This is a genomic window from Bacillus paramobilis, from assembly GCF_038096195.1.
Taxonomy (GTDB): Bacteria; Bacillota; Bacilli; order Bacillales; family Bacillaceae_G; genus Bacillus_A; species Bacillus_A mobilis.
In genome coordinates, this window is sequence record NZ_CP151108.1 from 2,838,166 (window position 1) to 2,862,509 (window position 24,344).

Sequence of the window (24,344 nt, forward strand, 5' to 3'; positions counted from 1 at the left end):
TTATAGTAATGTTAATGATTTGTAAGGAAAGGAACTACATAATGAATAAAAACATATTAATTATTGATGATGATAAAGAAATTGTTGAGTTACTTGCTGTTTATTTGCGAAATGAAGGCTATAACATTTATAAGGCATACGATGGCGATGAGGCATTGCAAATGATTTCTACGTATGAAGTTGACCTTATGGTTTTGGATATTATGATGCCAAAACGAAATGGATTAGAAGTTTGCCAGGAAGTTCGTGAGAATAATACTGTACCTATTCTTATGCTGAGTGCAAAAGCAGAAGATATGGATAAAATATTAGGTCTTATGACAGGTGCGGATGATTATATGATTAAACCATTTAATCCATTAGAATTAGTAGCTAGAGTGAAAGCTTTGCTACGAAGATCATCTTTCCAAAATGCTACTACCCAAAAGAATGAAGATGGTATGATTCGCATTCGTTCTGCTGAAATACACAAACATAATCATACCGTTAAAGTAAATGGAGAATATATTAAACTTACATCTATTGAATTTGATATTTTATATTTACTTGCGAGTAATACTGGAAGAGTATTTAGCTCCGAAGAAATTTTTGAACGCGTTTGGAATGAAGATGGTTATGGTTCAAATAAAACTGTAATGGTCCACATTAGTAATTTACGAGATAAACTTGAAACAGTAATGAATGGAGAGAAGTTTATTCATACTGTTTGGGGAGTAGGCTATAAAATTGAGAAATGAAGCATTTGATATATTAAAAGATATCCCAAAATGGAAGATGATTTTTTGGTTCTTGTTAGCTATCACACTTACCCCTATTACTGAATTAATTATATATCGTCTTGTTACAAGTGTAATTGAAAGTTCACTTACGTTAAGCGAACTTGGAAAAGAGTTCATTAGAATTTTTGGGTATGAAAAATATAAAGGAATAAAGGAATCTCTATGGTTGATGATTGTCTCTTATTTATTTTTATTTTCTATTTTCTCATCCTACCTATACATTTTTTATCGTCACGAAAGAAAGCTTTACTATGAAACTTGTATTAAAAAAATGATAGAAGAGATTCGTTATATTGCAAATGGAAACTTCAATCATAAGGTTTCTATCGTAAATCATAATTATCTGGAAGAGCTAGCGACCGGGGTTAATCAAATTATTGAACAATTGAAAGTCTCAATTGATGAAGAAAGACAGGCAGAACAAGCAAAAAGTGAACTTATTACAAATGTATCACATGATTTACGTACCCCTCTTACCTCTATAGTTGGATACGTGAATTTAATCCACCATGATAATTATAGAGATGAAGTGGAATTACGTCATTATATACAAGTCATTTACGATAAAGTAACCCGTCTTAATGCATTAATGAATGACTTGTTTGAATATACACGTGTTCAAAATAAAGAGTTAAGTTTATATTCTGTCCCCATTGATATTGTAGAGTTACTTGGACAATTAACTGTTCAATTCCGCATACAAGTTCAAGAAGCAAATATAGAATGTCGACCTTCTTTCCCATCTCAAAAGCTCATGGTATTAGCTGATGGAGACAAATTAGTACGTGTGTTTGAAAATCTTATTATAAATGCCATCGCTTATGGAAACGACGGTGGATATATCGACCTTGCTGCCTATGAAAGCAATAATATGATTACTATAGATATAACAAATTACGGCCAACCTATTCCTAGTACAGATTTACCTCATATTTTTGAACGTTTTTATCGCGTTGAAAAATCACGCTCTACAAACACTGGTGGATCTGGACTCGGATTGGCAATTGCAAAAAGTATTGTCGAATTGCATAAAGGAACAATCGAAGTATATAGTGATGATAAAAAAACAACTTTCACTGTAAAACTACAACCATATAAATGTTAATACAGCTTAATTTCAAGTCCAATTTCTTACCAAATAAGAAATTGGACCTTTTATTTTCCATTAACATCCAAAATTTAATAATCCTTTATAATTCTTTAGAAATTCTTTACCTTTTCTTTCTTCCTAATTAAGCATTCTTTTTTACAATAATATTATTGATGTCATAGTAGGAGGATCACTTATGCAATTCTTGAAAAAGTTCACAATTTTATTATTATCTTTTGTTATTACAGCACTAATCGTTTTATATTTTTACCTTTATGTAAATGGTCCAATTATTCAAGCTAAATCAGCTATTTTAATAGATGCTAATTCAGGTGAAGTTGTTTATAAAAAAAATGAAGAAACTCCTATACAATCAGCTACCTTATCTAAATTAATGACAGAGTATATCGCACTGGAACAACTGAACGAAGGAAAAATACAGTTAGATGAATTAGTAAAAATAAGTAACGAAGTTTTCCGAGCAGAAACGAGTCCTATACAAGTAACTTCGAAAGATAAAACGACGGTTCGTGATTTACTTCATGCTTTGTTTTTGACAGGGAATAATCGTTCCGCACTTGCCCTTGCAGAACACATTGCTGGAAACGAAGATAACTTTACACTTTTAATGAATGAAAAAGCAAAACAACTAAAGTTATCACAACCTTCCCCGTTTCTAAATGCTACTGGAATGAATAACGATACGAATAAACAATCAACTACAACAACGATAGACGTAGCTAAACTAGCAACACAATTAGTAAAAGACTTTCCAGATGTATTGAATATTACGAAACTAACCTCTTACCAATTTACCTTCAAAGATTCCAAAGTTTTCAATACCAATAAAATGATATATTCCCTTAATAAAAACATTAAACTCCAAGGTGTTGACGGCTTACAAACTAGTTTTTCAACTAATGGTAATTATAGTTTTGTCAGTACAGCAAAACGAGGAGATACTAGACTTATTTCAGTAATATTAGTCGCCGATGATGAAAACAGTACTTTTATTGAAACAAAAAAGTTACTACAGTACGGTTTTGATCCTTCTTCGTACTCTGCATTCCAATCTTTTAAAGATGCTGTTACATCTTGGACAGTTTTGCTTCAGTTTAAAAATTTGATCATACAAACATTGTTGATTTTCTTCATTATTACAATTTTAATGTTTTTACATATACGTCAGAAAAAATCCGAGGATTTCAACTAAGAAATCTTCTTATATATAAAAACCGGCTTGCCTTTACAGTGCAAGCCGGTTTCTAAGTCTATAGTCCTCTTCCAATTAAATTCGCTGAAATAGGTTGAAGATTTAACTCCCTCGCCCATATAGATAGTTGACCGATATGGTGAATTTCATGTACAATTACGTGCCTTAAAACCTCACCATATGTATATGTTTTATCTGTCCACGAAGCTTTTAATATTTTACCTTCTAAGTTAGCTGACCATACTTGTAAAAAATCTTCTAATTCTCGTTTATATAAATCAGATAACGCTTTCACTTTCTGGATTGATTGATACTCTTTAAACTGCGGTGCATTATCTTCTTTTCCTTGAAGCGCACTAATCCAGCTATATTCAACATCTACAATATGAAACAATGTTTCTAAAATACTCCCAACACCACCAACACGTTTGCTGAGTAATTCTTCCTCTGAAAGTTGCTCACACCACTTAAACCAATCATCTCTTACCTGCCAATTGTATCGAAATAAAGTGTACATATTTATCTCTCCCCTACTCCAATTATCCACTTAACAGCATCTATTACATAATGTGGCTCATCTTTTTGAATATAGTGACCGCTTTGTTCTGCAATTACAAATTTATTATTGCTTGATAATCGTAATAATTCTTCTTGCAACTGTAACCACTTCAGTTGTGCAGCTTGCGAATAAAAAGCTTTTTTACCAGCAGCTAACACGACAAGTGGAATATTTCTCGTTGACTGACAATGTTTATCTGCTTCGCCTAGACTAAACATAAACTCTTCATAAGAACTTTCATATACAAATTGTTTATAGTAAGCTTCTTGAAATTCTGGGGACATGATTGGTAAAAAATCTTCTTTATAATTTTCTGGTGTCGAATCCACCAAAACGATTCCCAGCATATCTTCGGAATAAAAAGCCGTAAATAAACGTGCATTTATACCACCAAAAGAATGTCCTACAAAAATATAAGGTGGTTTCAATTGTAATCGCTCTAAGCAACTTCTTAAATCTTTTACCATTTCAGAACTAATACGTTGCTTGGAACTCTTCCCACTTTTTCCTAATCCAGCTCGATCATATGTAATTACCGTCCCAAATTCAGTCAGCTCTTCAGCAATATGCTCCCATGCCTTGGAATAATCTCCATAACCTGCTTCCATTATAATAACAGGTTGCAACTGCTTTCATTGGAATACTTTTGAATACATTTTAAAATCATCAACTTGTACATATTCCTCTATACATTTAACCATTGACGATCACTTCTCTCTGATTAAGTTCCTCTTCAATTTGATTAATTATTTCATCGACAGATAAAGATCCATCCAAAACAATATCTGAATTTGGCTTTACGGTATGAAGTGCCTCCAAATAGGCTTTTCTAGCATATGTTATATAATGTTTTAAATCATTATGTATTTCACTCATTGTATCTTCCTTAAAATCTCGCAAAATTCTTCTAGCCATCGCAATATCTAAAGGCGTATCGATAAATATAGTTACATCAATAAATTGTCGCATTTCACTATTTAAGTATGCAAAAGGATAATCTACAATAATATAATCTACATTACTATCCCGTATAAGATGCTGAATATCCTTAATTAATGGTGTGAGTACCCATTCATCATAATTTGCTCCATCATCAATCCATTTACAAATATCTGCAGGACAGTTTTCAAAGTTATAGCTATCAAAATATAGTGCTTTTGAATTTATTAACTTGTGAGTTAATCTTTCTGTAACAGTAGTTTTACCTCCTCCTGAAACAGCTGCAATTGTAATGATTTTCTTCTTGTTATTCATAATTTCCCGCCAACCCCCTTTTAATTAACATAACATAATTATAGAAAACAATTATTTTCTAGCGCTCCATTCATATTCTAACATACTCATTTCCCATAAATTCCAATATGTTTTCCCTACTTTTTTTGACTCTCTTAGTAAGCCTTCTTTTACAAATCCTATTTTTTCATAACATGAAATAGCTGACGTATTAAAATCATAAACACCTAGAGTAACTCTATGTAGTTTTAATTCTTCAAATGCAATTTGCAGTACTGCTTTCATCATATGTTTCCCTATAGAACGCCCTCGCATTTTCGTATCACCAACTAACACTTTTCCAATCCTTGCAGATTTATTTATATTGTCAATTTGTCCAAGTGAGATATGACCAATTACTTTTTTAGTCTCTTCATCTATTACTTTGAATGCAAGTGTATTTGAGCTTTCTATATATTTTTCTAATTGCTGTTCATTTAAAGGGTATGCAAATGCATTTCCTGACCATTGTATTAAAAATTCTTCGGAATCAATCCAATTTATTAATTGTTTGAAATCCGTTCTTGTAAATTGTTTCAGCTTGATCACTCTCATTCTCCTTTCACACAATCTTTTATACACCTTCAAATTTATTTCTATATGAAAAATATATTCCCTTTTAAACAAAATAAAAAGCCATTCATAAGAATGGCTTAGCATCAATAAAGCATAATTACTCTTTATTTGCTACGTCAACACCGTTAAAATCAAACTCATCAGCAACAGTTGTAGCAGGTGGTAAAATTGCTTCAATTTTACAAAGAGATATAATTGCTGCAACTGAACCAGGAATAGCAGCTAGCTTAACAACATCGCAAGTTACAGAAGAAACAGTACCTATATAAGTACGTCCTTCAGTGTTAATTCGCACTGTTTTATTAATTAATTTTTTAAGTTCGTCTCTAATTCCTTGTACACAAGAGCTGTCACATTTCTCATGCTGTTCTTTTTTACACTCTTCAAAAACATCCCAACAATCATCATGTTTACACGTACATTTTTTTCTACAATTATTAAATCGAGAACCCAAATCCTCACCCCCTAATCCTTTCTATTAGTAAAGTATGTCCAATAGCTTAAAAGTGTACGAGACAAAAGCATAGAAACAAAAAAACAAACACTTGTACTAAACTTTTTTTTATATATTAAAAACGAATATACTACTGTATGAATACTCAACTCATATACTCCAAATATGTAGCATTATTAGTATAAACGTGCTTTCAACGACAATAACATTCTTTTCTTTATTAATAACAAAACGGACCTCTAACAATTAAAGGCCTGTTTAATGAGTGGACTTGGATTTAATTCTGCTGAATTTAAAATTTAGACAACCTCTTTCTCAAACGAACCTGTTTTTCTTTTAATAAGCCGGCTCCTTTAAGAGGGACCAGCTTTTCCTATTACTTCACATATACATAGGCTTTGTTTGCAGTAATATAGTATGTTTTGCCTTTGCTGTTGTGAAATATACATTAAGAAAAGCGTACTCCAAAATAAGATACTATTTAAAATCAGAACGTTTTCTTCAACAAGTGTTTGTTGATCAATATCATAACCAGCAGTTCTCTCCACTACCTTTTGAAAATTAAGCATAGTTTGTATGAATTCTATATTTAATAGAAAGCACTCTATCATATAAAGGTAAAACAATAGGTTAATAAACAAGCCATTTTTTTACTAAAACATAGAATAATATGAACCCTAATTGAAGGGAGGTATAAAAAAATGTCCTGGAAAAATGATTGCTGGAGTTCTAAGAAAAAGCATTGTTGTGATGACTGGTGGAAATCTAAAGAACAGCACCATTGTGATGATGATTGGCGGTCTAAACGAAATAAGTGTCGCTGTAAATGTTTCTTTATTTGTTGTCATTGTAAAAGAAAACATTGGTAATATATTAAATGTCAACTTAAAGGAAAGAATATGTCTTTTGGGACCGATAAATACTAGAATATATAAAAAGCTGACTAAATATAGTCAGCTTTTTATATATTAACACATAGAGCTTTAAACTGGCATCTATAATTACTAGTTGAGTGGAGTAATGAAAAATAAGCTGACTCTTATTAATCGACTCTTTAATTACTTCACATACAAATAAGCTTATTTACAGCAGTATGTTTTTCCTTTACTATTGTGCACCTTGTATTGTAGTGTTCCTTTAACACTTACTTTTGCATCAATAACAAACTCTAATCATACATTAACAGAACCAGCAACGTCTTTATCCTACCAAGTTGGTGAATCATAGAAACGTAAATTATTCCTTTTAGAAACACCACGTTTTCCTCCAATAGATGAATCTACTGTACTTTTTTATCGAACTTCACATAAAAGAATCGTATTTAATCTATTGCTCTTCGCCAAGATTCAACCAGCCATCTATGAGTTTTAAAAATGTACGCACCATTTTGTCTAACTAAAAGACCACATACACCAAAATCCCGAACACTCGCAAATTCTAATGCTCCTATAAATTTTTGAGCATATAAATTAGGGAATGCACGATTTGTAAGCAAGAATTTCTGACCATTTCGCAATGGAACATTCTAAAATTAGTATTATTATGGAATTTCCTCATATTTTATTAACTTCCTTATTAGAAAAAGATTATTTTATATAGATTACTATAAGCATCCATAAAGCCAAGGCGCCAATGATAGCGAGCACTATACGTGTAGATAGTACCCTTACTTCAAAGTCTGTTTTCTTGGAAGGTTCAGGATATACAATTATGTAGATTCCCTTTAATAATGCAAGCCATGCAATAAAAGTTAGGAACCCCTGCCAGTTGAATACCCATACATTATGTAGGATTACACTACCTAACCCTAGGAAAATCGATAGAAAACCATACATAATACCAAATCCTCTGTCTTCAACCACTAATTTTTTCAATTCACGTAGTACCGATGGACGTACGAAAAGTATTCCCGATACAATAACCGTTACCCATCCCCAAAACAATCCTAAAAAAGTACTAGTTTCCATTATTAATTCACTCCCCTCAATTATTTATATTTCAGATATTCCCCCCTTTAGAACAATTCCAACATCTTTATATATAGGCGAAATTCTGCTCTTTTTTAATACAAATAGGGCATATTCTATGCCCATCCTTAATCACCTTATTTCTCTACGAAATGAAATTTTCACATCATTCTTCGTCATCATCTATCCGAATCAACCAAAGTCGCTTTGTACTATTACCACACACTTTTTCATAGCTTGGAGCTAACATGCACCGAAGCCAATATAATGATTTATTCGCCTTTTCACTAACCTCTAAAATTGTCCCCTCTTTAATAAAATGATCACCTTGATACAATGTATACTCGCTTGTCCCATGGAATCATCATTATTCCCCTCCCTATTAAAATAGCATTTTTGTTTCAAATGAGGCTCTCATTAATTCGGATGAATTCACCAGTATTTTCACCAAAAAATTCATGATATCTTTAATTAGTGGAGTACTTCATTACTTAACCATTATCTTCAAGAGCCCCATAGACAATCGGGGTTTCTTTTATTTAAATAAAAATTTTGTTTAAACTTTACAAAACTCACCTATATTAAAATATCTTCTAAAATCCCTATTGAACATTTATAATACTTTTAAATGGTTTAAATTCTACAATCAGTAATGGAGGCATTTTAATGGGAAACATCCCAAATGTATCATCACAACAATCAAATCCTAATATACCCTCACAGCAAGTGAACCCTAACACCCAACAAGGTAATAATAAAAAAACAAGACACCGTATTATAACTATTTTGGCTTTAATATTACCTATCATTTTTGTCCTTCAATATTCTCTTAATAACCAACAAGAAATGATTAAAGAAAAACAAATCACGCTTAATACGGAGCAACAAAAATTATCTTCTTTAAAGAAGGATGGTCATTCCCTTAAGAATGATGTTAAAGCTTTAACAGATAGTGAAGAAGAAATTTTAAAATTCGCAAGGAAACTGTATGGATTTTCCAAACCGAATGAAACTATTTTTAAAATAACTGAATAAAATTACACTGCATTACCCAAAAGGCGATTTGAAAATACTCGCCTTTTTATATTTAATTTCTAAAGGAATCATACTAATCTCTCTTTCTATCAAATAAAAATTTTGTTTAATTTACTAAAATACAACCGCTTGTCCATTTCACTTTGCTTTATCATTATTACTATTAGTAATACGATTTTTAGAGGTGATAAATAATGGACGAGTTTTTATCTTTTGCTGCACTTAATCCGGGGTCTATTGGACCTACACTTCCACCTGTTCAACCCTTTCAATTCCCTACTGGTCCCACCGGTTCTACAGGAGCTACGGGTTCAACCGGACCAACTGGTTCAACTGGACCAACTGGTTCAACTGGACTAACTGGATCAATTGGACCAACTGGATCAACTGGGTCAACTGGATCAACTGGACCAACTGGATTTAATCTTCCTGCTGGGCCTGCATCTATTACTTTGACTTCTAACGAAACCACGACATGTGTATCCACTCAAGGAAATAATACTTTATTTTTTTCGGGTCAAGTATTAGTAAACGGTAGTCCTACTCCAGGAGTAGTGGTCAGTTTTTCATTTAGTAATCCTTCTCTTGCTTTCATGGTTCCTCTTGCTGTCATTACAAATGCTTCAGGTAACTTTACCGCTGTATTTCTAGCCGCTAATGGGCCTGGAACAGTAACCGTTACTGCTTCACTTCTTGATTCTCCTGGAACAATGGCTAGCGTCACTATTACCATTGTGAATTGTCCGTAATGGTTTTATCTTTAAGTACTAAGCAATTTCTGATAAGATGAGCACTGATTTACAGTGCTCATCTTATCATTGGGATGTTCCTTTCAAATGAAATTTCGAAACACCCTACTAAAATAAAGCTTTTATTAAGAACTAATGACCTTTATATTTCTTAAACTTGTCATCACAAGTGATTTTTATAATTAGTTAAATTCTCAATATAGTTTATGTATATAATTCCATTCAAAGAAACATAATACCCACGTAACTATTTAAAAAGGAGCTACATAACATGGATAAAAAAAATCTATTAAGTCAACAACTTGATTATGTGTCATCGGATGCGCTGAATACTCCTAGTAAAGCCCAAGAGCAAATGCAAGAAACATCTCAGCAGGCACATGATTCAAACAAAAAGGACAGTACTCAAGCTTTACATGGCGACGATTTACCAATTTCAGATGTATATAGAACAACGAACAAGCAGTAAATTTGAAAGGGAAAAATCTTAAGAACGAGTGAACTTAATTCTTTTCCCTTTTCCTATTTAATTAACACTTTTATATGAAAACCGTACACATTTTTGACACATCCACTATCACAATCTCCTGAAAATTCGTGATAATATTAATTTGTCGAATACGCCAAATTTCGACATTGAACGACAATGATATCTCCTTTATTGAATCCCTGTCCCCCAGGGATTTCTCCTTTTATTCATTACTTTTTTCTTCACTAAATTTTCATTCTTAACAAAATTCAATTACTCCATTGGATAGATATGCAACAGTATCCTATTTTGATAAAAACTAAAAACAAACAGACATACTTAACACTAATAGTAGATTTTTTAACTTCAAATTTACTTTTTCTCTCTTATCTTTTTGTAAACATTAAAAATGAGCTCTATTTACATAGAGCTCATTCGTAATTTTATAGTTTGCTAGACTGTAACCCCTGAATAAACGGAACTATTTCAGGATTTACAAGTGATGATAAATCACCTAATTCTTTTCCTAAGTAAGCAGCTTTAATGACACGTCGCATCACTTTAGAATTACGTGTTTTCGGTAAATCCTCTACAACATGAATATCTTTTGGACATAATGCTTTTCCAATATGAGAGTTTACTAAACTCATTAACTCTTTCTTTAACTCTCCAGTGAATGTTACATTGTCCCTTAGTACTACAAAACAATGACAAACTTCACCTTTTACTTCATCAGGTACACCAATCGCAGCAGCTTCTATAACATCATTATGCTTTACAAGAATTGATTCGTATTCAGCAGGTCCAATACGTTTTCCAGCAATGTTTAACGTATCATCTGAGCGTCCTGTAATAATATATTGCTCACCATCATAAATCACCCAGTCACCATGAACCCATTTATTTTCAAAACGTGACCAATATGTGTTCACATAACGCTCATCGTCTTCCCAGAAACTTTTCGTCATACCAACCCAAGGCTTCTCTAAACATAATTCTCCAACTTCATCACGAATTGGATGACCTTGATCATCGAGCACAACTGCTGCCATTCCTGGTAAAGATGCATTAAAACTTATCGGTGCAATTGGTTTAATAAGTACGTTTCCGAAAATCCCACCAGAAATTTCAGTTCCGCCTGAATAGTTACAAATTGGTACATTACTTTTTCCAACTGTTTCAAATAGCCACATCCAAGGATCTGGATTCCAAGGTTCACCTGTTGATGCGAATACTTCTAAACTCTTGAGTGAATGTTTATTCACATATTCATCACCTTTTGCCATTAACGCGCGAATTAATGTTGGTGATATACCGAGATGTGTAATTTCATATTTATCAACTGTCTCCCATAACCGATCGGCTTCTGGGAAATCTGGAACACCTTCGTACATAACCATCGTTGCCCCATTAATAAGAGAACCGAATAGTAAAAATGGTCCCATCATCCAGCCCATATCAGTTACCCATAATACACGGTCACCTTGTTTGATGTTCATTCCAAATCCTGCATCAAATGCAGCTTTCAAAGGGAAACCAGCATGTGTATGTACCGTTCCTTTCGGTTTCCCAGTTGTACCTGATGTATAAATGAGCATTAAAGGATCATCACTATGCATTTCTTCAGCATGTACAAATGGCTTTTCTTTTTCTAACGTACTCCATGAGAAATCATAATTATGCGGTGTAAATTCATTTCCCGCGTGACGCACGATAACGACTTTTTCAACAGTTGGACAATGTTCACAAGCTTTATCTACTTCGTCTTTTAATGAAACAATTTTACCTCGGCGTGAAAAACCATCTGCAGTAATAATCATTTTCGATCCTGCCGCTTGCACACGTGTCATGACTGCATCAGACGCAAATCCTGAGAATATTGGTGAAATAATGGCTCCGATTTTCATAACAGCTAGCATCGCAACAACTGTTTCTGGAATCATCGGCATATAAATTGTTACTCGATCACCTTTTTCAATACCAGCATGTTTCAAACCGTTTGCAACGCGGCTTACCCAGTTATCAAGTTCTTCATATGTAAATGATTTTGAAGTCCCATTTTCTCCCTCATACTGAAGTGCTAGTTGTGTTCTTGTTTCATCATCTGCAAGCCAGCGTGATAAAACTGATTCTACAACGTTACATGTTCCGCCATTATACCACTGTGCAAACGGCGTACCATTCTCTAAGTCTAGCACGTCTGTATAAGGTTTCATCCATTGATAGCCTACCGATTTCTCAGCTTCTCCCCAAAACCAATCTGTTTCTTCGATCGACTTATTATAAAACGTTTCATAATCTTCATAGCCCAATGATTTCATCCAACCATATAAACGCGTTTTTTCTTTATACTCTTCTGTTGGAAACCAAACTGCTTGTTTCAATGTTTTCCCCTCCTTGACTTTTTGAGCAAGAAAGCCCTAAATAGGGCTTTTAAACTGGATAAACAGGGTGTTTACGATCCGTAAATACTTGATATTTACTCATATACATTTCGAATCGTCCTTTTAACTCTTCTCTTAAATTGTTTGGATGAACAATACCATCAATGACCATCTCTGATGCCAAATGGTAAATATCAATATCCTTCTTATACTCTTCGCGTTTTTCAGCAATGAAGCTATCACGCTCTTCTTCTGGTAAAGCTGCAATCTTATTTGCATATACAGCATTGACCGCAGCTTCAGGGCCCATTACGGCAATAGAAGCTGTCGGTAATGCAAGGCAGCAATCTGGTTCAAAGGCTGGACCTGCCATCGCATATAAACCAGCACCATATGCTTTACGAACAACGATAGAAATTTTCGGTACAGTTGCTTCACTCATTGCAGAAATCATTTTTGCACCGTGGCGAATAATGCCAGCACGCTCTACTTTTGTACCAATCATAAATCCAGGTACATCTGCAAGGAATAATAATGGAATATGATATGCATCGCATAAATTAATAAATTTCGCTGCTTTATCAGCTGAATCGTGGAATAATACGCCGCCTTTCATACGCGGTTGATTTGCAATAATACCAACTGGCTTACCATCAATACGTGCTAAGCCTGTAATTAGTTCTTGAGCAAATAATTTTTTCACTTCATAGAAAGAACCTTCATCAATAATTCTGTTAATGAGATCTTTCATATTGAAAGGAGCATTTTGATTTTCTGGAATGATTTGTTCTAACGTTTTTTCGAATTGTTTCGGTTCTTGAGGTGTAACCAATGGAGTCTTCTCTAAGTAGTTGTTTGGAAAATATGAAATGTATTGTCTTGCTTGTGTAATCGCATCTTCTTCGGTCTTACATAAAACATCTCCGCATCCTGATACTGAGCAATGCATACGAGCTCCGCCCATCTCTTCTAAAGTTACTTTCTCACCGATAACCATCTCAGCCATACGAGGAGATCCTAAATACATAGATGCGTTTCCTTCTACCATCATTACAACGTCACAAAAGGCTGGAATATATGCACCACCAGCTGCAGAAGGTCCAAATAATAAGCATACTTGAGGAACTTTACCTGATAATTTCACTTGATTGTAGAAGATTCTTCCTGCGCCACGGCGCCCTGGGAACATTTCTACTTGATCAGTGATACGCGCTCCAGCAGAGTCAACTAAATAAAATAACGGAACACGTAATTTTTCTGCCGTTTCTTGAATACGTAAAATCTTTTCAACTGTACGTGCGCCCCATGAACCCGCCTTTACTGTTGAATCATTTGCCATTACACATGCAGTGCGACCATGTATTTTACCCGTTGCCGTAATAACACCATCAGCAGGTAATCCTGCTTGTTCACAATTTGCAAATAATGCATCTTCTACATATTCACCATTATCAAATAAAAGAGCTAAGCGATCTCGAACGAATAGTTTTCCTTTCGCTTTATTTTGATCATGATATTTTGGTGCGCCGCCTTGTTTAATCGTTTCAACTCGTTCTTCAAATGTATTTGATTGTTGTTTTTGATCTAACATATTTACTCCCCCTTATACATTGGTGTGCGTTTTTCCTTGAATGCTTGTAATCCTTCTAATCTATCTTTCGTATGGATTACACCTTCATACGCTTGTTTTTCCATTTGTAATCCGGTATGTAAATCAACTTGAATACCGTTTGAAATTGCTTCTTTTGCTAATCGAACAGCAATAGGACCATTACTAGCAATTCTCTCTGCTATTTCAATCGCTTTCTCTTCAAGTAAATGAGCTGGTACAACAAATTCTACTAGACCATATTCTTTCGCTTCTTGCGCTGAAATACGTCTGCCTGTATAAATTAATTCTTTCGCTCTACCAACACCAATTAATCTTGGTAAACGCTGCGTACCACCTGCTCCTGGTATAATTGCAAGTGTAGTTTCAGTAAGACCAAAACTCGCAGTGTCAGAAGCAATTCTAAAATCACAAGCTAAACTTAATTCTGTACCACCACCAAGCGCGACTCCATTTACAGCAGCAATAACTGGCTGAGGTAATTGTTCAACCATTTCCATAGTAGCGCGAATCATACTAACAGCATGGCGAACTTGTTCCTCATTCATACCAGCGCGTTCTTTTAAATCAGCCCCAGCACAAAACGCTTTTTCACCAGCACCTGTTAGAATAACTACACGAGTATTGGACTCTTCATTTATTTGAGTTAATATGTTTTGTAACTCTTCTAATAACGCTAAAGATAAAGAGTTTGCTTGTCTTTCACGATATAACGAAATCTTTACAACGTGTGGTGTTACATAATCAACTGAAATGTTTTGTAATTGTAGCATCTTCTCACCTACTTATCGTTTTATGTTGAAGCGCTCTATACACATGACTCGGTAATTGGATATTTAATTTACTTTGAATAAATTGACTCGCTCTCAATAACTTCTCTTCATCAATATTCGTTTGAACGCCTAACTTATGGAGCATATGTACTAAGTCATCGGTTGCAACATTTCCTGATGCCCCTGGTGCATATGGACATCCACCAAGACCACCACAAGAACTATCAAATGTTTTAATACCATATTCCAATGTCTTAACTACATTCGCCAGAGCCATTCCATACGTATTATGGAAGTGCATTGCAAACTGTGAAGCATCATATTTCTTTAATAAATGTTCTAATACTCGCTCTACTTGTAACGGATTCGCTACACCAATCGTGTCACCAAGAGACACTTCATAAATACCATATGAGAATAGTTGATTACATAATTCGTCAACTGCTTCGACACTTATGTCCCCTTCATAAGGACAACCAAATACAGTAGAAACATAGCCTCTTACCTTTTTCCCTTCGAACGTTGCCTGTTTTGTTATATCTTCAATGACAACTAATGCTTCTTTAATTGATTTATTAATATTACTTTTATTATGAGATTCACTTGCTGATAAAAAAACATTCACCTCATCTACATTTTGCAAAAAAGCTCGTTCCAAACCATTTTGATTTGGAACAAGCGCTGCATATGTAACATTTGGATCCCTTTTCAGCTCAGAAAACACATCATTTGCATCTGCTAATGCAGGAACCCATTTAGGGTGAACGAATGAGGAAACTTCAACGTACGATAATCCCGCCTCTGTAAGTAGTTGAATCCATTTTACTTTATCTTTTGTGCCAACAATCTTTTTTTCATTCTGTAAGCCATCACGTGGCCCGACTTCTTTAATGACAGCAAAATTAGGTAGTTTCAATTCGCTTCCCCCTATATCTCCCTATTCAATTTCTAGTAATACATCTCCTTCATTTACAAAGTCGCCTTCTTGCACATTAATTTTCATAACTGTGCCAGCTTCTTCTGAAATGATTGGAATTTCCATTTTCATAGATTCCAAAATGACGACATCCTGCTCTTCCTCTACTGTATCTCCTACTCCTACAACAATCTTCCATACATTTCCTGCCATCGATGCATATACTTTCGTCATCATTTTTTCCCCCTTAATATTGTTAAACCTTATTTTTTAACAAGTTGTTTCGTTACAAAACCCGTTGTATAAATACCACCTTTGAACACATCATCTTCCAATACTTGAATTAGCATTGGCGTGTTCGTTTTAATACCTTCTACTTTTAATTCTTCTAAAGCATCATGTAATTTCGAAATTGCTTCTTCACGAGTTTCACCATGAGCGATGACTTTCGCAATCATTGGATCGTAGAAAGGTGTAATCGTTACTTGATTCTCTAAAAAGTGATCAATACGAACATTCGTTGGCAGCGTTAAATTTGTAATTTTCCCAGGTGATGGGAAGAAAGTTTTCGGATCTTCTGCATAAATACGCGCCTCAATGGCATGACCACTACGTTTTACATCATCTTGTGTAAACGATAATTTCTCACCACATGCAATTAGAAGTTGTTGTTCTACAAGATCTAAACCAGTAATTTCTTCTGTAACTGGATGCTCTACTTGTAATCTCGTATTCATCTCTAAGAAATAAAAGTTCTTCTGATCATCGACTAGAAACTCAACTGTACCAGCATTCGTATAACCAAGAGCTTTGGCAGCTTGTACAGCAACTTCTCCCATTGCTTTTCGCGTACCTTCATCTAAAAATGGTGAAGGTGCTTCTTCAATTACTTTCTGATTTCGGCGCTGCACGGAACATTCACGCTCCCATAAATACACTGTGTTACCGTGTGTATCTGCTAAAAGCTGAATTTCAATATGATGTGCATCTGCAATATAGCGCTCTAAATACATTTCTCCGTTACCGAAGAAGTTTTGTGCTCTTGTTTTGTTACTTTCAAATGCTTTGGTGAGCGTTTGCTCAGTTTCCATCAATTGCATTCCAATGCCTCCGCCGCCCGCGGATGCCTTCAGCATTAATGGATAACCAATTTGTTTTGCAATTTCAATCGCTTCTTCAGCAGTTTCAATATTTGTAGTAATACCTGGAACTACTGGGACATCTGCAGCTTGCATTGCAATACGAGATTCGATTTTACTTCCCATCTTCGTAATGATTTCTTCTGATGGACCGATAAATACAATCCCTTCTTCTCTACAGCGAACCGGAAATGACGGATTCTCTGATAATAATCCATATCCCGGATGAATTGCTTCAGCATTTGTCTTCTTAGCTACTTCAATAATTTTTTCAAGGTTTAAATAGCTTTCTTGGACACGCGGCCCACCTACTAAGTAAGCTTCATTTGCCATTTTTACATGAAGGGCATTTTCATCAGCCTCAGAATAAATAGCAACAGTACGAATACCAAGCTTTTGACAAGTTTTCATAATACGAACTGCGATTTCCCCGCGATTTGCAATTAATATTTTTTGAAACATAGTGATTCCTCCTTTTTATCTACATCCTAAATGTCTTGCAATTACGAGACGTTGAATTTCAGAAGTTCCTTCACCAATTTCTAATAGTTTTGCATCACGAATATGTCGTTCCACTTCATATTCACGCATATAGCCGTATCCACCGTGAATTTGTACCGCTTGATTTGCAATACGACTTGCTGCTTCAGATGCAAATAATTTCGCCATAGCCGCTTCTTTACCAAAAGGTTTATCGTTATCTTTTAACCAAGCTGCTTTATGTACTAAATTACGCGCAAGTTCTACTTCAGTCGCCATATCAGCTAATTTAAATTGAATCGCTTGGAAATTAGAGATTGACTTTCCAAATTGTTGACGTTCTTTCGCATATTGTAGCGCACGTTCAAATGCCGATTGTGCAATACCTACTGCTAATGCTGCGATTGAAATACGTCCTCCATCAAGTGTATATAAGAATTGTTTAAATCCTTTATTTACATCACCAAGAATATTTTCTTTCGGTACACGTACACCATCAAGTACGATTTCACATGTATTAGAAGCACGAACACCCATCTTATCGTAAGGACTTGAGATCGTTAACCCTTCACTTGTAGTCGGTACGATAAATGCCGAAATACGTTTTCTACCACTATCTTCAACACCGTTGATAGCGGTTACAATAATTGTATTTGCATACTCTGCATTTGTAATCCAACACTTTTCACCACTAATAACATACTCGTCCCCATCTAATACAGCTTTCGTTTGTGTGCCGCCTGCATCAGATCCAGCGTTCGGCTCAGTTAAACCGAAAGCACCTAATGTTTTACCTGATGCCATTGGAACTAAATATTTCTGTTTTTGTTCTTCTGTACCGAAATAATAAATTGGAGAAGCACCTAATGAAATTGTTGCAGCGTAACTTAATCCTGTCCCACCACAAGCACGACCAATTTCTTCAACTGCCAACGCGTACGATACAGTATCGCCACCTGAACCTCCATACTCTTCAGGGAATGGGATGCCTAATAATCCTAGTTCGCCCATTTTTTGAAATGTTTCATATGGAAATTCCGCAGTTTTGTCATAATACACAGCTTTCGGTGCGATTTCCTTTTCAGCAAAGTCACGTACCATTTCTTTAATCATTTGTTTTTCGCGAGTTAGAGTAAATTCCATTCCGCTACACACCCCTTATCGAATATTGAGTTTCGACAGCGTGCGAGTTTCTACTACAATCGTTACTACTTAAAGACAAGAATATTAGTTAGATAATTGTTATAATTCTGTCATAACTTAATTTTAAAACAGATTCTGTACTAATGCACAAAAAAATTCCTACATTGTTCTACAACAACATAGGAGTTTTCTTGTCGAAATATGTAATTTAATGTTTAATAATCTCTACCTTTACCCGAATCTGAAATCTCTACTAAGGCTTCAGGATATGGTTCGAAATATGTTTGTCTTAATAAATACTTTTCATCAAATCGAAGGGCCCATGATTTTAAAATTGCAAGTAAACTACTAAGCGGGATTTTCTTTTCTTTATACTTTTGTATCAAATCTAAAAAGTGATCTTTTTCTTGTTTTTTCAGCTTTGTTTTAAAATATCCGAAAATATGCTCACATACATTTACATTCGATGTATAGCGGGGTGTGCGCATAAATAATTCATATAAAGTCTTCTCATACTTATCAAATACCACTTCAATCTTTTCATTTTTTTGATTTGCAATAATACGCCCTAATTCCTTTTGTTTTACCTGATTGTATGCCATAAATAAATATTTATTTTCTGACTGAAACGATACAAGGTCTTTCATATTTTTATTATGTTTAATCATTTTGTAAAAGGCGATTGTAAATAACCTTGTAAAGAAATGTTCTCTAATAATGAAATTCGACAATCTACCTTCCTCTTCAATTGGAAGGTGCGAAAATTTTTTTATTACTGCTCCGCCAAATAAGCCAGATCCCTTTCCTTTTGCTGGCGCCTTTTCAAAACCAGAATAAATTTTCACATCACGCGTACCACAACTTGGTGAACGATTTTTTAAAATAAAACCATCCACGTCAGGTATCGTCTGTAAGAAATCATTTGAGAATTGCTCCATTTTCCCAGTGACATCTTCACGCGTCGACGGCTGTACAAGCTTATTCACACCATTTTCTTCTACAATTCGTATCGTTTCACGAGGAGTCCCCAATCCGATCTCGACTTCTGGACAAACAGGTATAAATGTAACAAATGGCTGCAAATTTCTTATTGTTACATCTGGAATCATCTCGCCATTATAACGACATGCATCAAATTCTAAACATTTACTTACAACAATTGTTGGTTTTGCAAATTGCCGCATTTCATTACCTCCATGGTATCAATCCATACAATCTAAATTGTACTGATATTAGTATCTTAAGCAAAGTCTGTTTATATTGATTATTTTTATAATAACTATAAATTTAATGCTATATCAACTGCAATTCAAATCTATTTCGTATATGTATTAACAAGTTCTTGTACAAACTTGTTAACACTTTTTTGTCTAAACACAATCCATCTTTACTAGCATAGTTACAGATTCTTTCCTTTCCTCTTTACATTTAAATTAAAATAAGCCTTAATATGAATTTTAATCCCAAGTTATTTAGAATATATTCTTTAAATTTGTACATTATAGACTGAGAAAGTATTACTTGTAGTTAGGGTGTTCCAAATGAGTTTTAGAAACCTACTTTCTTTATTACGGAACATTTTCAGAAGTATTTTTTCTTTGGTAAGAAATATTTCAAAAAATCCATTCAGTTTAAGGAGGCATATTAAAATGGGAGTATTAAGTGGTAATCCCCAAAATGAACCAATGCATTACGGAGAAGTCTTTGCAATTTGGAGTTATCTTGCAGGGGCACAAGGTGCAATTGCTGGTTACCAAGTTCTTGTCAATCATACTGGAGACGAGGACTTAAAAAAGTTTTTAGAAAATCTTATAGAAAATGATATCCAATCAGAAGTTGAAGAACTAAAAAACTTGTTAAAATCAAACGGTGTGGCATTACCACCAGCACCTCCAGAACGTCCAGTTGCATCTATTGAAACAATCCCTCCTGGTGCTCGTATTAATGACGCAGAAATTGCAGCTAAAGTTTCTATGGATCTTGCTGCTGGACTAGTAGCATGTAGCCAAGCGATGGGACAATCACTTCGAGAAGACGTAGGAATGATGTTTGGACAATTCCATATGAAAAAAGCACAAGCAGGTGCTACTTTACTACGGTTAAATAAGAAAAAAGGCTGGATTATTCCTCCCCCTTTACATGTTCTTCAATCTGATCAAGCATAACATGGCATAAGCGGTTAACTTTTGTTAACCGCTTCGTTGTATTTACCTGTACTTTTAATAATGGAGATTAAAGATAGTTCTAATAATTTTAACTTTATGATTTAGATACTGTGATACGAATAATGTACAAAAGCAATGGAAAAATTAATACATAAGAAAGGAGGGGAAATTTATGAAGAAAAAATTATCATCTATTTTAAGTGTTTTAGCACTATCTATTATGTTTTTAGGCACATCTGCCCAAGCTGAATACGATGGAAATCATATGAATAGAGTTAATAACACTGATATGTCAACTCGAGTTAATGACAATAACTTGAACAGAGTTAATGATAATAACTTGAACAGAGTTAATAATGATGTGAGAACTCGAAATGTAAATACGACAAATGATTTAAATAATAATCGTGATAGAAATAACAATTGGGCTTGGCTCGGTTTATTAGGTCTAGCAGGATTATTAGGTCTTAGAAGAAGAGACAAAGAAACACGCTAATTCAAAATATTTTTAGTAAACAAGTACTTATTTATCAAAATTGTATAATGAATATAAATCGCCTTTTTAAAGGCGATTTATTATTTGCTTAAAAATAGTATATGAAATTCACACATCAACATATTTTTACTTATGATTAAACCTATTAAATTACATTTATTTAAATACAAAAAATCAAACCCCTAAAATGTTGTTATAGTTAGATTCGTGGCGTTAATCCATACAATATAAATTGAATCGTATTTTCAATCTCCACTTCATCATCCCATTTTTCTTCAGGCAATAATAAAAACCTTGTTAATAGTAAACCTAATACAGCTGATAAAGTAAGACGTAATACAGAAGATGGAGGCATCTCAATAATTTCCCCTTCTTCTTGAAACTTTACAATCAACTTTTTAAAATGTGAAAGTAACTCTGTTTCTACTAAATGTTGTATTTCGTTTTTCAATTCTGGCTGAAATGGCACTTCTTGAATTAATATTTTTATCATTGGAAAATGCTTTTTTGCAAATTCAAATCTATTATGAATAACAACTCTTAGCAGCCCTTCATATGATTCATATTCCGATTTAAATATTTCCTTTGCGAAGGCTTGTACGAAAAATGGTGCAGCAAACTTTGTTAATGTCGGCATTACGACCGCTAACAATAAGTCTTTTTTCGTTTTATAGTAGCGGAAGATTGTTCCTTCCGCTACACCAGCACGCTTTGCAATTTCACTTGTTGATGTTGAAGCATATCCTTTTTCTCCAAACATATCAACAGCCGCCTCTAATATACGCATTTGACGTTCATTTCGTTTATCCGTATTTGTTGCGGCTATTAATTCTTCTAGCCAATCCTTCTTCATTTATAATGCCCCTTTGTATCATCATTATATTTTTCGATGTTTCTTTAATGCAAATACATTTCCTATTGCAAATAACAGAGAAAAAAGTAGCAATACAGTAAGATCTAATGCAATCTCTGTAAATCCTTGATTTCGAATCATCACTTGTCTCATTGCGTCAGCGCCATATGTAAGCGGGAATAATTTCCCTAACATTTGGAGCCACTTATTCATAGATTCAATTGGAAACAATCCAGAAAAGAAAATTTGTGGCACAATGACAAGCGGTATAAACTGAATCATTTGAAATTCATTATTTGCGTATGCCGATAAAAACGTCCCTAAAGTTAATGCCGTTAAAGAAAGCATGCATGTAATAAGTAGCGTTAGCCATATGGAGCCAGCTACATATAAGTCTAAAATATAGACTGAAAAACTTACGATTATAACGGATTGTATAAATGCAAAGATTCCAAAACCAACAATATATCCTACAACTATTTCCCATCTTCTTACCGGAGTTGATAATAATCTTTCTAGAGTACCACTTAAACGTTCTCTTACGAAAGACACTCCAGATAAAATGAATACAAAGAAAAATGTAAAGAAACCGATTAATACAGGACCGAGCCCATCAAACATTGTAAAATCTTTAGAACCATGTAAATAATTCACTTCAGGTTTCATAATCGATACATCGTTCTTCTCTGTACTCTTTTGTAAAACTTGAAGTACAGCACGATTTTTTGATGAATCACTTCCTTCTAATACAATATTCATTTTTCCACTTTCTAAATGAATGACTGCATCTATCTTTTGTTTTTCCAACTCAGACATTGCCTTTTCTTTACTATATTCATAAATTGTCACTTCCTGATTTCCCATCACTTTTACTACCTGGGCTGGCATATCAACAACTGCAATATGCGGTACATAGTCTTTTTGTGTAAATACTAGCGACAATAACCAAAGTAACAACATTGGTGCTCCAAACATCATAGCTAACGAACGCTTATCTCGAAAGAATTGGCGAATAATACGAATGATTACACCAGTAATTCTCATAATAGGGCCACCTCTTCCAGTAAAAAAACATCTTCAATCCGACCTGATGATACCCGCTTTTTCAATTCTTCAGGCGTTCCAGTTGCAACTAGCTTTCCTTCTCTAATCAATCCGAGACGCTCACAAAACTCAGCTTCATCCATAATGTGTGTTGTTACAATAATGGTAGTGCCTTTCTTTTTAAGATCATAAAATTTTTCCCATATCGTTTTTCTAAGAAGCGGATCTATCCCCACAGTTGGTTCATCTAAAATTAATATTTCAGGTTCATGAATGAGTGCTATCGCTAATGATAAACGCTTCTTCATACCACCTGAAAAATGCTGTACTTGCTTTCTCATATGTTGTGATAATTGTACAAGGTCAAAAACCTCTTCAATTCTTTCTTTTTTATGCTTTCCCTTTAACCCATACATCGTTGCAATAAAATCTGCATTTTCATATGCTGATAGTTCTTCGTATAATGCATCAGCCTGAGCCATATAACCAATTTTTTTCATTTCATTTAAATTAGGCATGTTCGTGTTGTAAACAAACACTTCACCTTTCGTTGCCTCATTAATACCTGCAATCAATTTAATAAGAGTCGTTTTTCCTGAACCTGAAGGCCCAACTAAACCAAATATCTCTGCTCTTTCAACTTGCAGTGAAAGATTGTGTAACACTTCTTTTTTCCCGAAACTTTTTGACACAGTTCGCAAAATAATGGAAGGTTGCTGCACGTTTTATTCCCCCTTTTCTATAAAATGAGTGAGTACTCACTTTTATTTTACTCTTGCGTAATTATATGTCAAACTTCATTAATTAGTATGTATTTTCAATCTTGAACAATGAAACAGAGTCGACATTAGAATATCATTTCTTAAAGTCGACTCTGTTTCATTTAAATTATATATTTTACTTTACGTTTTTAAATTCATATACTTTCTAATTCTAGCAACATCTAAAGAATATTCGATAACTAACTGCTGTAACGGTAAAATAACTGTGTCAGGATATAAATGTGCATATTGTAATGTTTCTGCATATTTTTCTAACCTTTTTTCTAAATACTTTATAATTTGATCAGGATGACTAACTAATAAACATTTACAATAATAATGTATTTGTTCCTCAATCGCCGTATATTCTTCAATTTCATATTCTTTATGCATGTGTACACCCCTTTAAGTTTTTTAT

General features: G+C 34.1%; 28 protein-coding genes and 3 pseudogenes. 9 read left to right on the forward strand and 22 right to left on the reverse strand.

All coding sequences use genetic code 11. The features are described 5' to 3' along the window. The first annotated feature begins 41 nt into the window (after positions 1–41). The 3 genes from AABL52_RS14680 to AABL52_RS14690 all read left to right on the forward strand — a co-directional run bounded on the left by AABL52_RS14680 (position 42) and on the right by AABL52_RS14690 (position 3,082). On the forward strand, positions 42–737 hold the full coding sequence (locus tag AABL52_RS14680) for a response regulator transcription factor (protein ID WP_016087789.1): 696 nt from the start codon (positions 42–44) through the stop codon (positions 735–737). Beyond that, entirely contained in the window at positions 727–1,884 is a 1,158-nt protein-coding gene (locus tag AABL52_RS14685) for a sensor histidine kinase (protein WP_016087790.1), read from the forward strand. The genes AABL52_RS14680 and AABL52_RS14685 overlap by 11 nt, the downstream gene beginning before the upstream one ends. Positions 1,885–2,065: 181 nt before the next feature. Then, positions 2,066–3,082 carry a D-alanyl-D-alanine carboxypeptidase family protein gene (locus AABL52_RS14690; protein ID WP_341517785.1) on the forward strand — a complete coding sequence of 339 codons (1,017 nt, stop codon included), beginning with the start codon at positions 2,066–2,068 and terminating at the stop codon, positions 3,080–3,082. A gap of 58 nt (positions 3,083–3,140) precedes the next feature. Here the strand turns inward: AABL52_RS14690 and AABL52_RS14695 are convergent, their stop codons facing one another. The 5 genes from AABL52_RS14695 to AABL52_RS14715 all read right to left on the reverse strand — a co-directional run bounded on the left by AABL52_RS14695 (position 3,141) and on the right by AABL52_RS14715 (position 5,943). Then, positions 3,141–3,599 (reverse strand): DinB family protein, encoded by a 459-nt coding sequence (locus AABL52_RS14695; protein ID WP_016087792.1) that lies wholly within the window; start codon positions 3,597–3,599, stop codon positions 3,141–3,143. Between the two features lie 2 nt (positions 3,600–3,601). After that, a complete protein-coding gene (locus tag AABL52_RS14700) occupies positions 3,602–4,249 on the reverse strand; it encodes an alpha/beta fold hydrolase (protein WP_341519724.1) in 648 nt (215 codons plus the stop codon). An 85-nt stretch (positions 4,250–4,334) separates the two neighbouring features. After that, complete coding sequence (locus tag AABL52_RS14705) at positions 4,335–4,895, reverse strand: hypothetical protein (RefSeq protein ID WP_341517786.1); 561 nt, start codon at positions 4,893–4,895, stop codon at positions 4,335–4,337. A 51-nt stretch (positions 4,896–4,946) separates the two neighbouring features. Then, positions 4,947–5,468, reverse strand: a complete 522-nt coding sequence (locus tag AABL52_RS14710; RefSeq protein ID WP_341517787.1) for a GNAT family N-acetyltransferase — start codon at positions 5,466–5,468, stop codon at positions 4,947–4,949. A 118-nt stretch (positions 5,469–5,586) separates the two neighbouring features. Continuing rightward, positions 5,587–5,943 carry a hypothetical protein gene (locus AABL52_RS14715; RefSeq protein WP_000535579.1) on the reverse strand — a complete coding sequence of 119 codons (357 nt, stop codon included), beginning with the start codon at positions 5,941–5,943 and terminating at the stop codon, positions 5,587–5,589. 714 nt (positions 5,944–6,657) lie between these two features. On the opposite strand from AABL52_RS14715, the gene AABL52_RS14720 reads away from it, so the two are divergent. Beyond that, positions 6,658–6,915 (forward strand): hypothetical protein, encoded by a 258-nt coding sequence (locus AABL52_RS14720; protein ID WP_341517788.1) that lies wholly within the window; start codon positions 6,658–6,660, stop codon positions 6,913–6,915. 107 nt (positions 6,916–7,022) lie between these two features. Here the strand turns inward: AABL52_RS14720 and AABL52_RS14725 are convergent. The 3 genes and pseudogenes from AABL52_RS14725 to AABL52_RS14730 all read right to left on the reverse strand — a co-directional run. Next, a pseudogene (locus AABL52_RS14725) lies at positions 7,023–7,302 on the reverse strand (N-acetylmuramoyl-L-alanine amidase); the annotation flags it as partial. After that, positions 7,295–7,472 (reverse strand): annotated as a pseudogene (locus tag AABL52_RS27145) (terminase large subunit); the annotation flags it as partial. The pseudogenes AABL52_RS14725 and AABL52_RS27145, both read right to left, overlap by 8 nt. A 57-nt stretch (positions 7,473–7,529) precedes the next feature. Next, positions 7,530–7,910, reverse strand: coding sequence for a hypothetical protein (locus tag AABL52_RS14730; RefSeq protein ID WP_341517789.1), 381 nt, complete (start codon positions 7,908–7,910; stop codon positions 7,530–7,532). 666 nt (positions 7,911–8,576) lie between these two features. On the opposite strand from AABL52_RS14730, the gene AABL52_RS14735 reads away from it, so the two are divergent. After that, positions 8,577–8,945 carry an FtsB family cell division protein gene (locus AABL52_RS14735; protein ID WP_016087800.1) on the forward strand — a complete coding sequence of 123 codons (369 nt, stop codon included), beginning with the start codon at positions 8,577–8,579 and terminating at the stop codon, positions 8,943–8,945. A 194-nt stretch (positions 8,946–9,139) separates the two neighbouring features. Beyond that, positions 9,140–9,196: pseudogene (locus AABL52_RS14740) on the forward strand (exosporium leader peptide-containing protein); the annotation flags it as partial. A gap of 17 nt (positions 9,197–9,213) precedes the next feature. On the opposite strand, the gene AABL52_RS14745 reads toward AABL52_RS14740, so the two are convergent. Both AABL52_RS14745 and AABL52_RS14750 read right to left on the reverse strand, forming a co-directional pair. Next, positions 9,214–9,417 carry a hypothetical protein gene (locus tag AABL52_RS14745; protein WP_341517790.1) on the reverse strand — a complete coding sequence of 68 codons (204 nt, stop codon included), beginning with the start codon at positions 9,415–9,417 and terminating at the stop codon, positions 9,214–9,216. A gap of 45 nt (positions 9,418–9,462) precedes the next feature. Further along, positions 9,463–9,678 carry a hypothetical protein gene (locus tag AABL52_RS14750; RefSeq protein WP_000237380.1) on the reverse strand — a complete coding sequence of 72 codons (216 nt, stop codon included), beginning with the start codon at positions 9,676–9,678 and terminating at the stop codon, positions 9,463–9,465. A gap of 287 nt (positions 9,679–9,965) precedes the next feature. Between AABL52_RS14750 and AABL52_RS14755 the strand changes: the two genes are divergently transcribed. Next, positions 9,966–10,163 (forward strand): hypothetical protein, encoded by a 198-nt coding sequence (locus AABL52_RS14755; RefSeq protein WP_098131679.1) that lies wholly within the window; start codon positions 9,966–9,968, stop codon positions 10,161–10,163. A 443-nt stretch (positions 10,164–10,606) separates the two neighbouring features. Here AABL52_RS14755 and AABL52_RS14760 read toward each other — a convergent pair whose 3' ends face one another. The 8 genes from AABL52_RS14760 to AABL52_RS14795 all read right to left on the reverse strand — a co-directional run bounded on the left by AABL52_RS14760 (position 10,607) and on the right by AABL52_RS14795 (position 19,791). After that, positions 10,607–12,547: an AMP-binding protein gene (locus AABL52_RS14760; protein ID WP_341517791.1), complete on the reverse strand. Its 1,941-nt coding sequence runs from the start codon at positions 12,545–12,547 to the stop codon at positions 10,607–10,609. Positions 12,548–12,596: 49 nt separating this feature from the next. Then, positions 12,597–14,138, reverse strand: a complete 1,542-nt coding sequence (locus AABL52_RS14765; protein WP_341517792.1) for an acyl-CoA carboxylase subunit beta — start codon at positions 14,136–14,138, stop codon at positions 12,597–12,599. Positions 14,139–14,140: 2 nt separating this feature from the next. Then, entirely contained in the window at positions 14,141–14,929 is a 789-nt protein-coding gene (locus tag AABL52_RS14770) for an enoyl-CoA hydratase (protein ID WP_097844979.1), read from the reverse strand. Positions 14,930–14,933: 4 nt separating this feature from the next. After that, positions 14,934–15,845, reverse strand: a complete 912-nt coding sequence (gene mvaB / locus AABL52_RS14775) for a hydroxymethylglutaryl-CoA lyase (RefSeq protein ID WP_341517793.1) — start codon at positions 15,843–15,845, stop codon at positions 14,934–14,936. 21 nt (positions 15,846–15,866) lie between these two features. Next, on the reverse strand, positions 15,867–16,082 hold the full coding sequence (locus tag AABL52_RS14780) for an acetyl-CoA carboxylase biotin carboxyl carrier protein subunit (RefSeq protein WP_001987345.1): 216 nt from the start codon (positions 16,080–16,082) through the stop codon (positions 15,867–15,869). A gap of 26 nt (positions 16,083–16,108) precedes the next feature. Further along, complete coding sequence (locus tag AABL52_RS14785) at positions 16,109–17,446, reverse strand: acetyl-CoA carboxylase biotin carboxylase subunit (RefSeq protein ID WP_341517794.1); 1,338 nt, start codon at positions 17,444–17,446, stop codon at positions 16,109–16,111. 15 nt (positions 17,447–17,461) lie between these two features. Next, entirely contained in the window at positions 17,462–18,607 is a 1,146-nt protein-coding gene (locus AABL52_RS14790; protein ID WP_341517795.1) for an acyl-CoA dehydrogenase, read from the reverse strand. Positions 18,608–18,822: 215 nt separating this feature from the next. Further along, on the reverse strand, positions 18,823–19,791 hold the full coding sequence (locus tag AABL52_RS14795) for a YbgA family protein (RefSeq protein ID WP_341517796.1): 969 nt from the start codon (positions 19,789–19,791) through the stop codon (positions 18,823–18,825). Between the two features lie 465 nt (positions 19,792–20,256). On the opposite strand from AABL52_RS14795, the gene AABL52_RS14800 reads away from it, so the two are divergent. Together AABL52_RS14800 and AABL52_RS14805 are read left to right on the forward strand one after the other, a co-directional pair. After that, positions 20,257–20,772, forward strand: a complete 516-nt coding sequence (locus AABL52_RS14800) for a DUF3231 family protein (protein WP_000538613.1) — start codon at positions 20,257–20,259, stop codon at positions 20,770–20,772. A gap of 172 nt (positions 20,773–20,944) precedes the next feature. Further along, positions 20,945–21,268 (forward strand): WGxxGxxG family protein, encoded by a 324-nt coding sequence (locus AABL52_RS14805; RefSeq protein WP_000728149.1) that lies wholly within the window; start codon positions 20,945–20,947, stop codon positions 21,266–21,268. A 199-nt stretch (positions 21,269–21,467) separates the two neighbouring features. Here AABL52_RS14805 and AABL52_RS14810 read toward each other — a convergent pair whose 3' ends face one another. The 4 genes from AABL52_RS14810 to AABL52_RS14825 form a co-directional block, all read right to left on the reverse strand. Then, the gene (locus AABL52_RS14810) at positions 21,468–22,121 is read right to left on the reverse strand and encodes a TetR/AcrR family transcriptional regulator (protein ID WP_341517797.1); all 654 of its coding nucleotides are present in this window, start codon (positions 22,119–22,121) and stop codon (positions 21,468–21,470) included. 24 nt (positions 22,122–22,145) lie between these two features. After that, positions 22,146–23,165 (reverse strand): ABC transporter permease, encoded by a 1,020-nt coding sequence (locus AABL52_RS14815; protein ID WP_341517798.1) that lies wholly within the window; start codon positions 23,163–23,165, stop codon positions 22,146–22,148. Then, a complete protein-coding gene (locus AABL52_RS14820) occupies positions 23,162–23,887 on the reverse strand; it encodes an ABC transporter ATP-binding protein (RefSeq protein WP_341517799.1) in 726 nt (241 codons plus the stop codon). The genes AABL52_RS14815 and AABL52_RS14820 overlap by 4 nt, the downstream gene beginning before the upstream one ends. Before the next feature lie 180 nt (positions 23,888–24,067). After that, positions 24,068–24,319: a hypothetical protein gene (locus tag AABL52_RS14825; RefSeq protein WP_000548621.1), complete on the reverse strand. Its 252-nt coding sequence runs from the start codon at positions 24,317–24,319 to the stop codon at positions 24,068–24,070. Between the last annotated feature and the right edge of the window lie 25 nt (positions 24,320–24,344).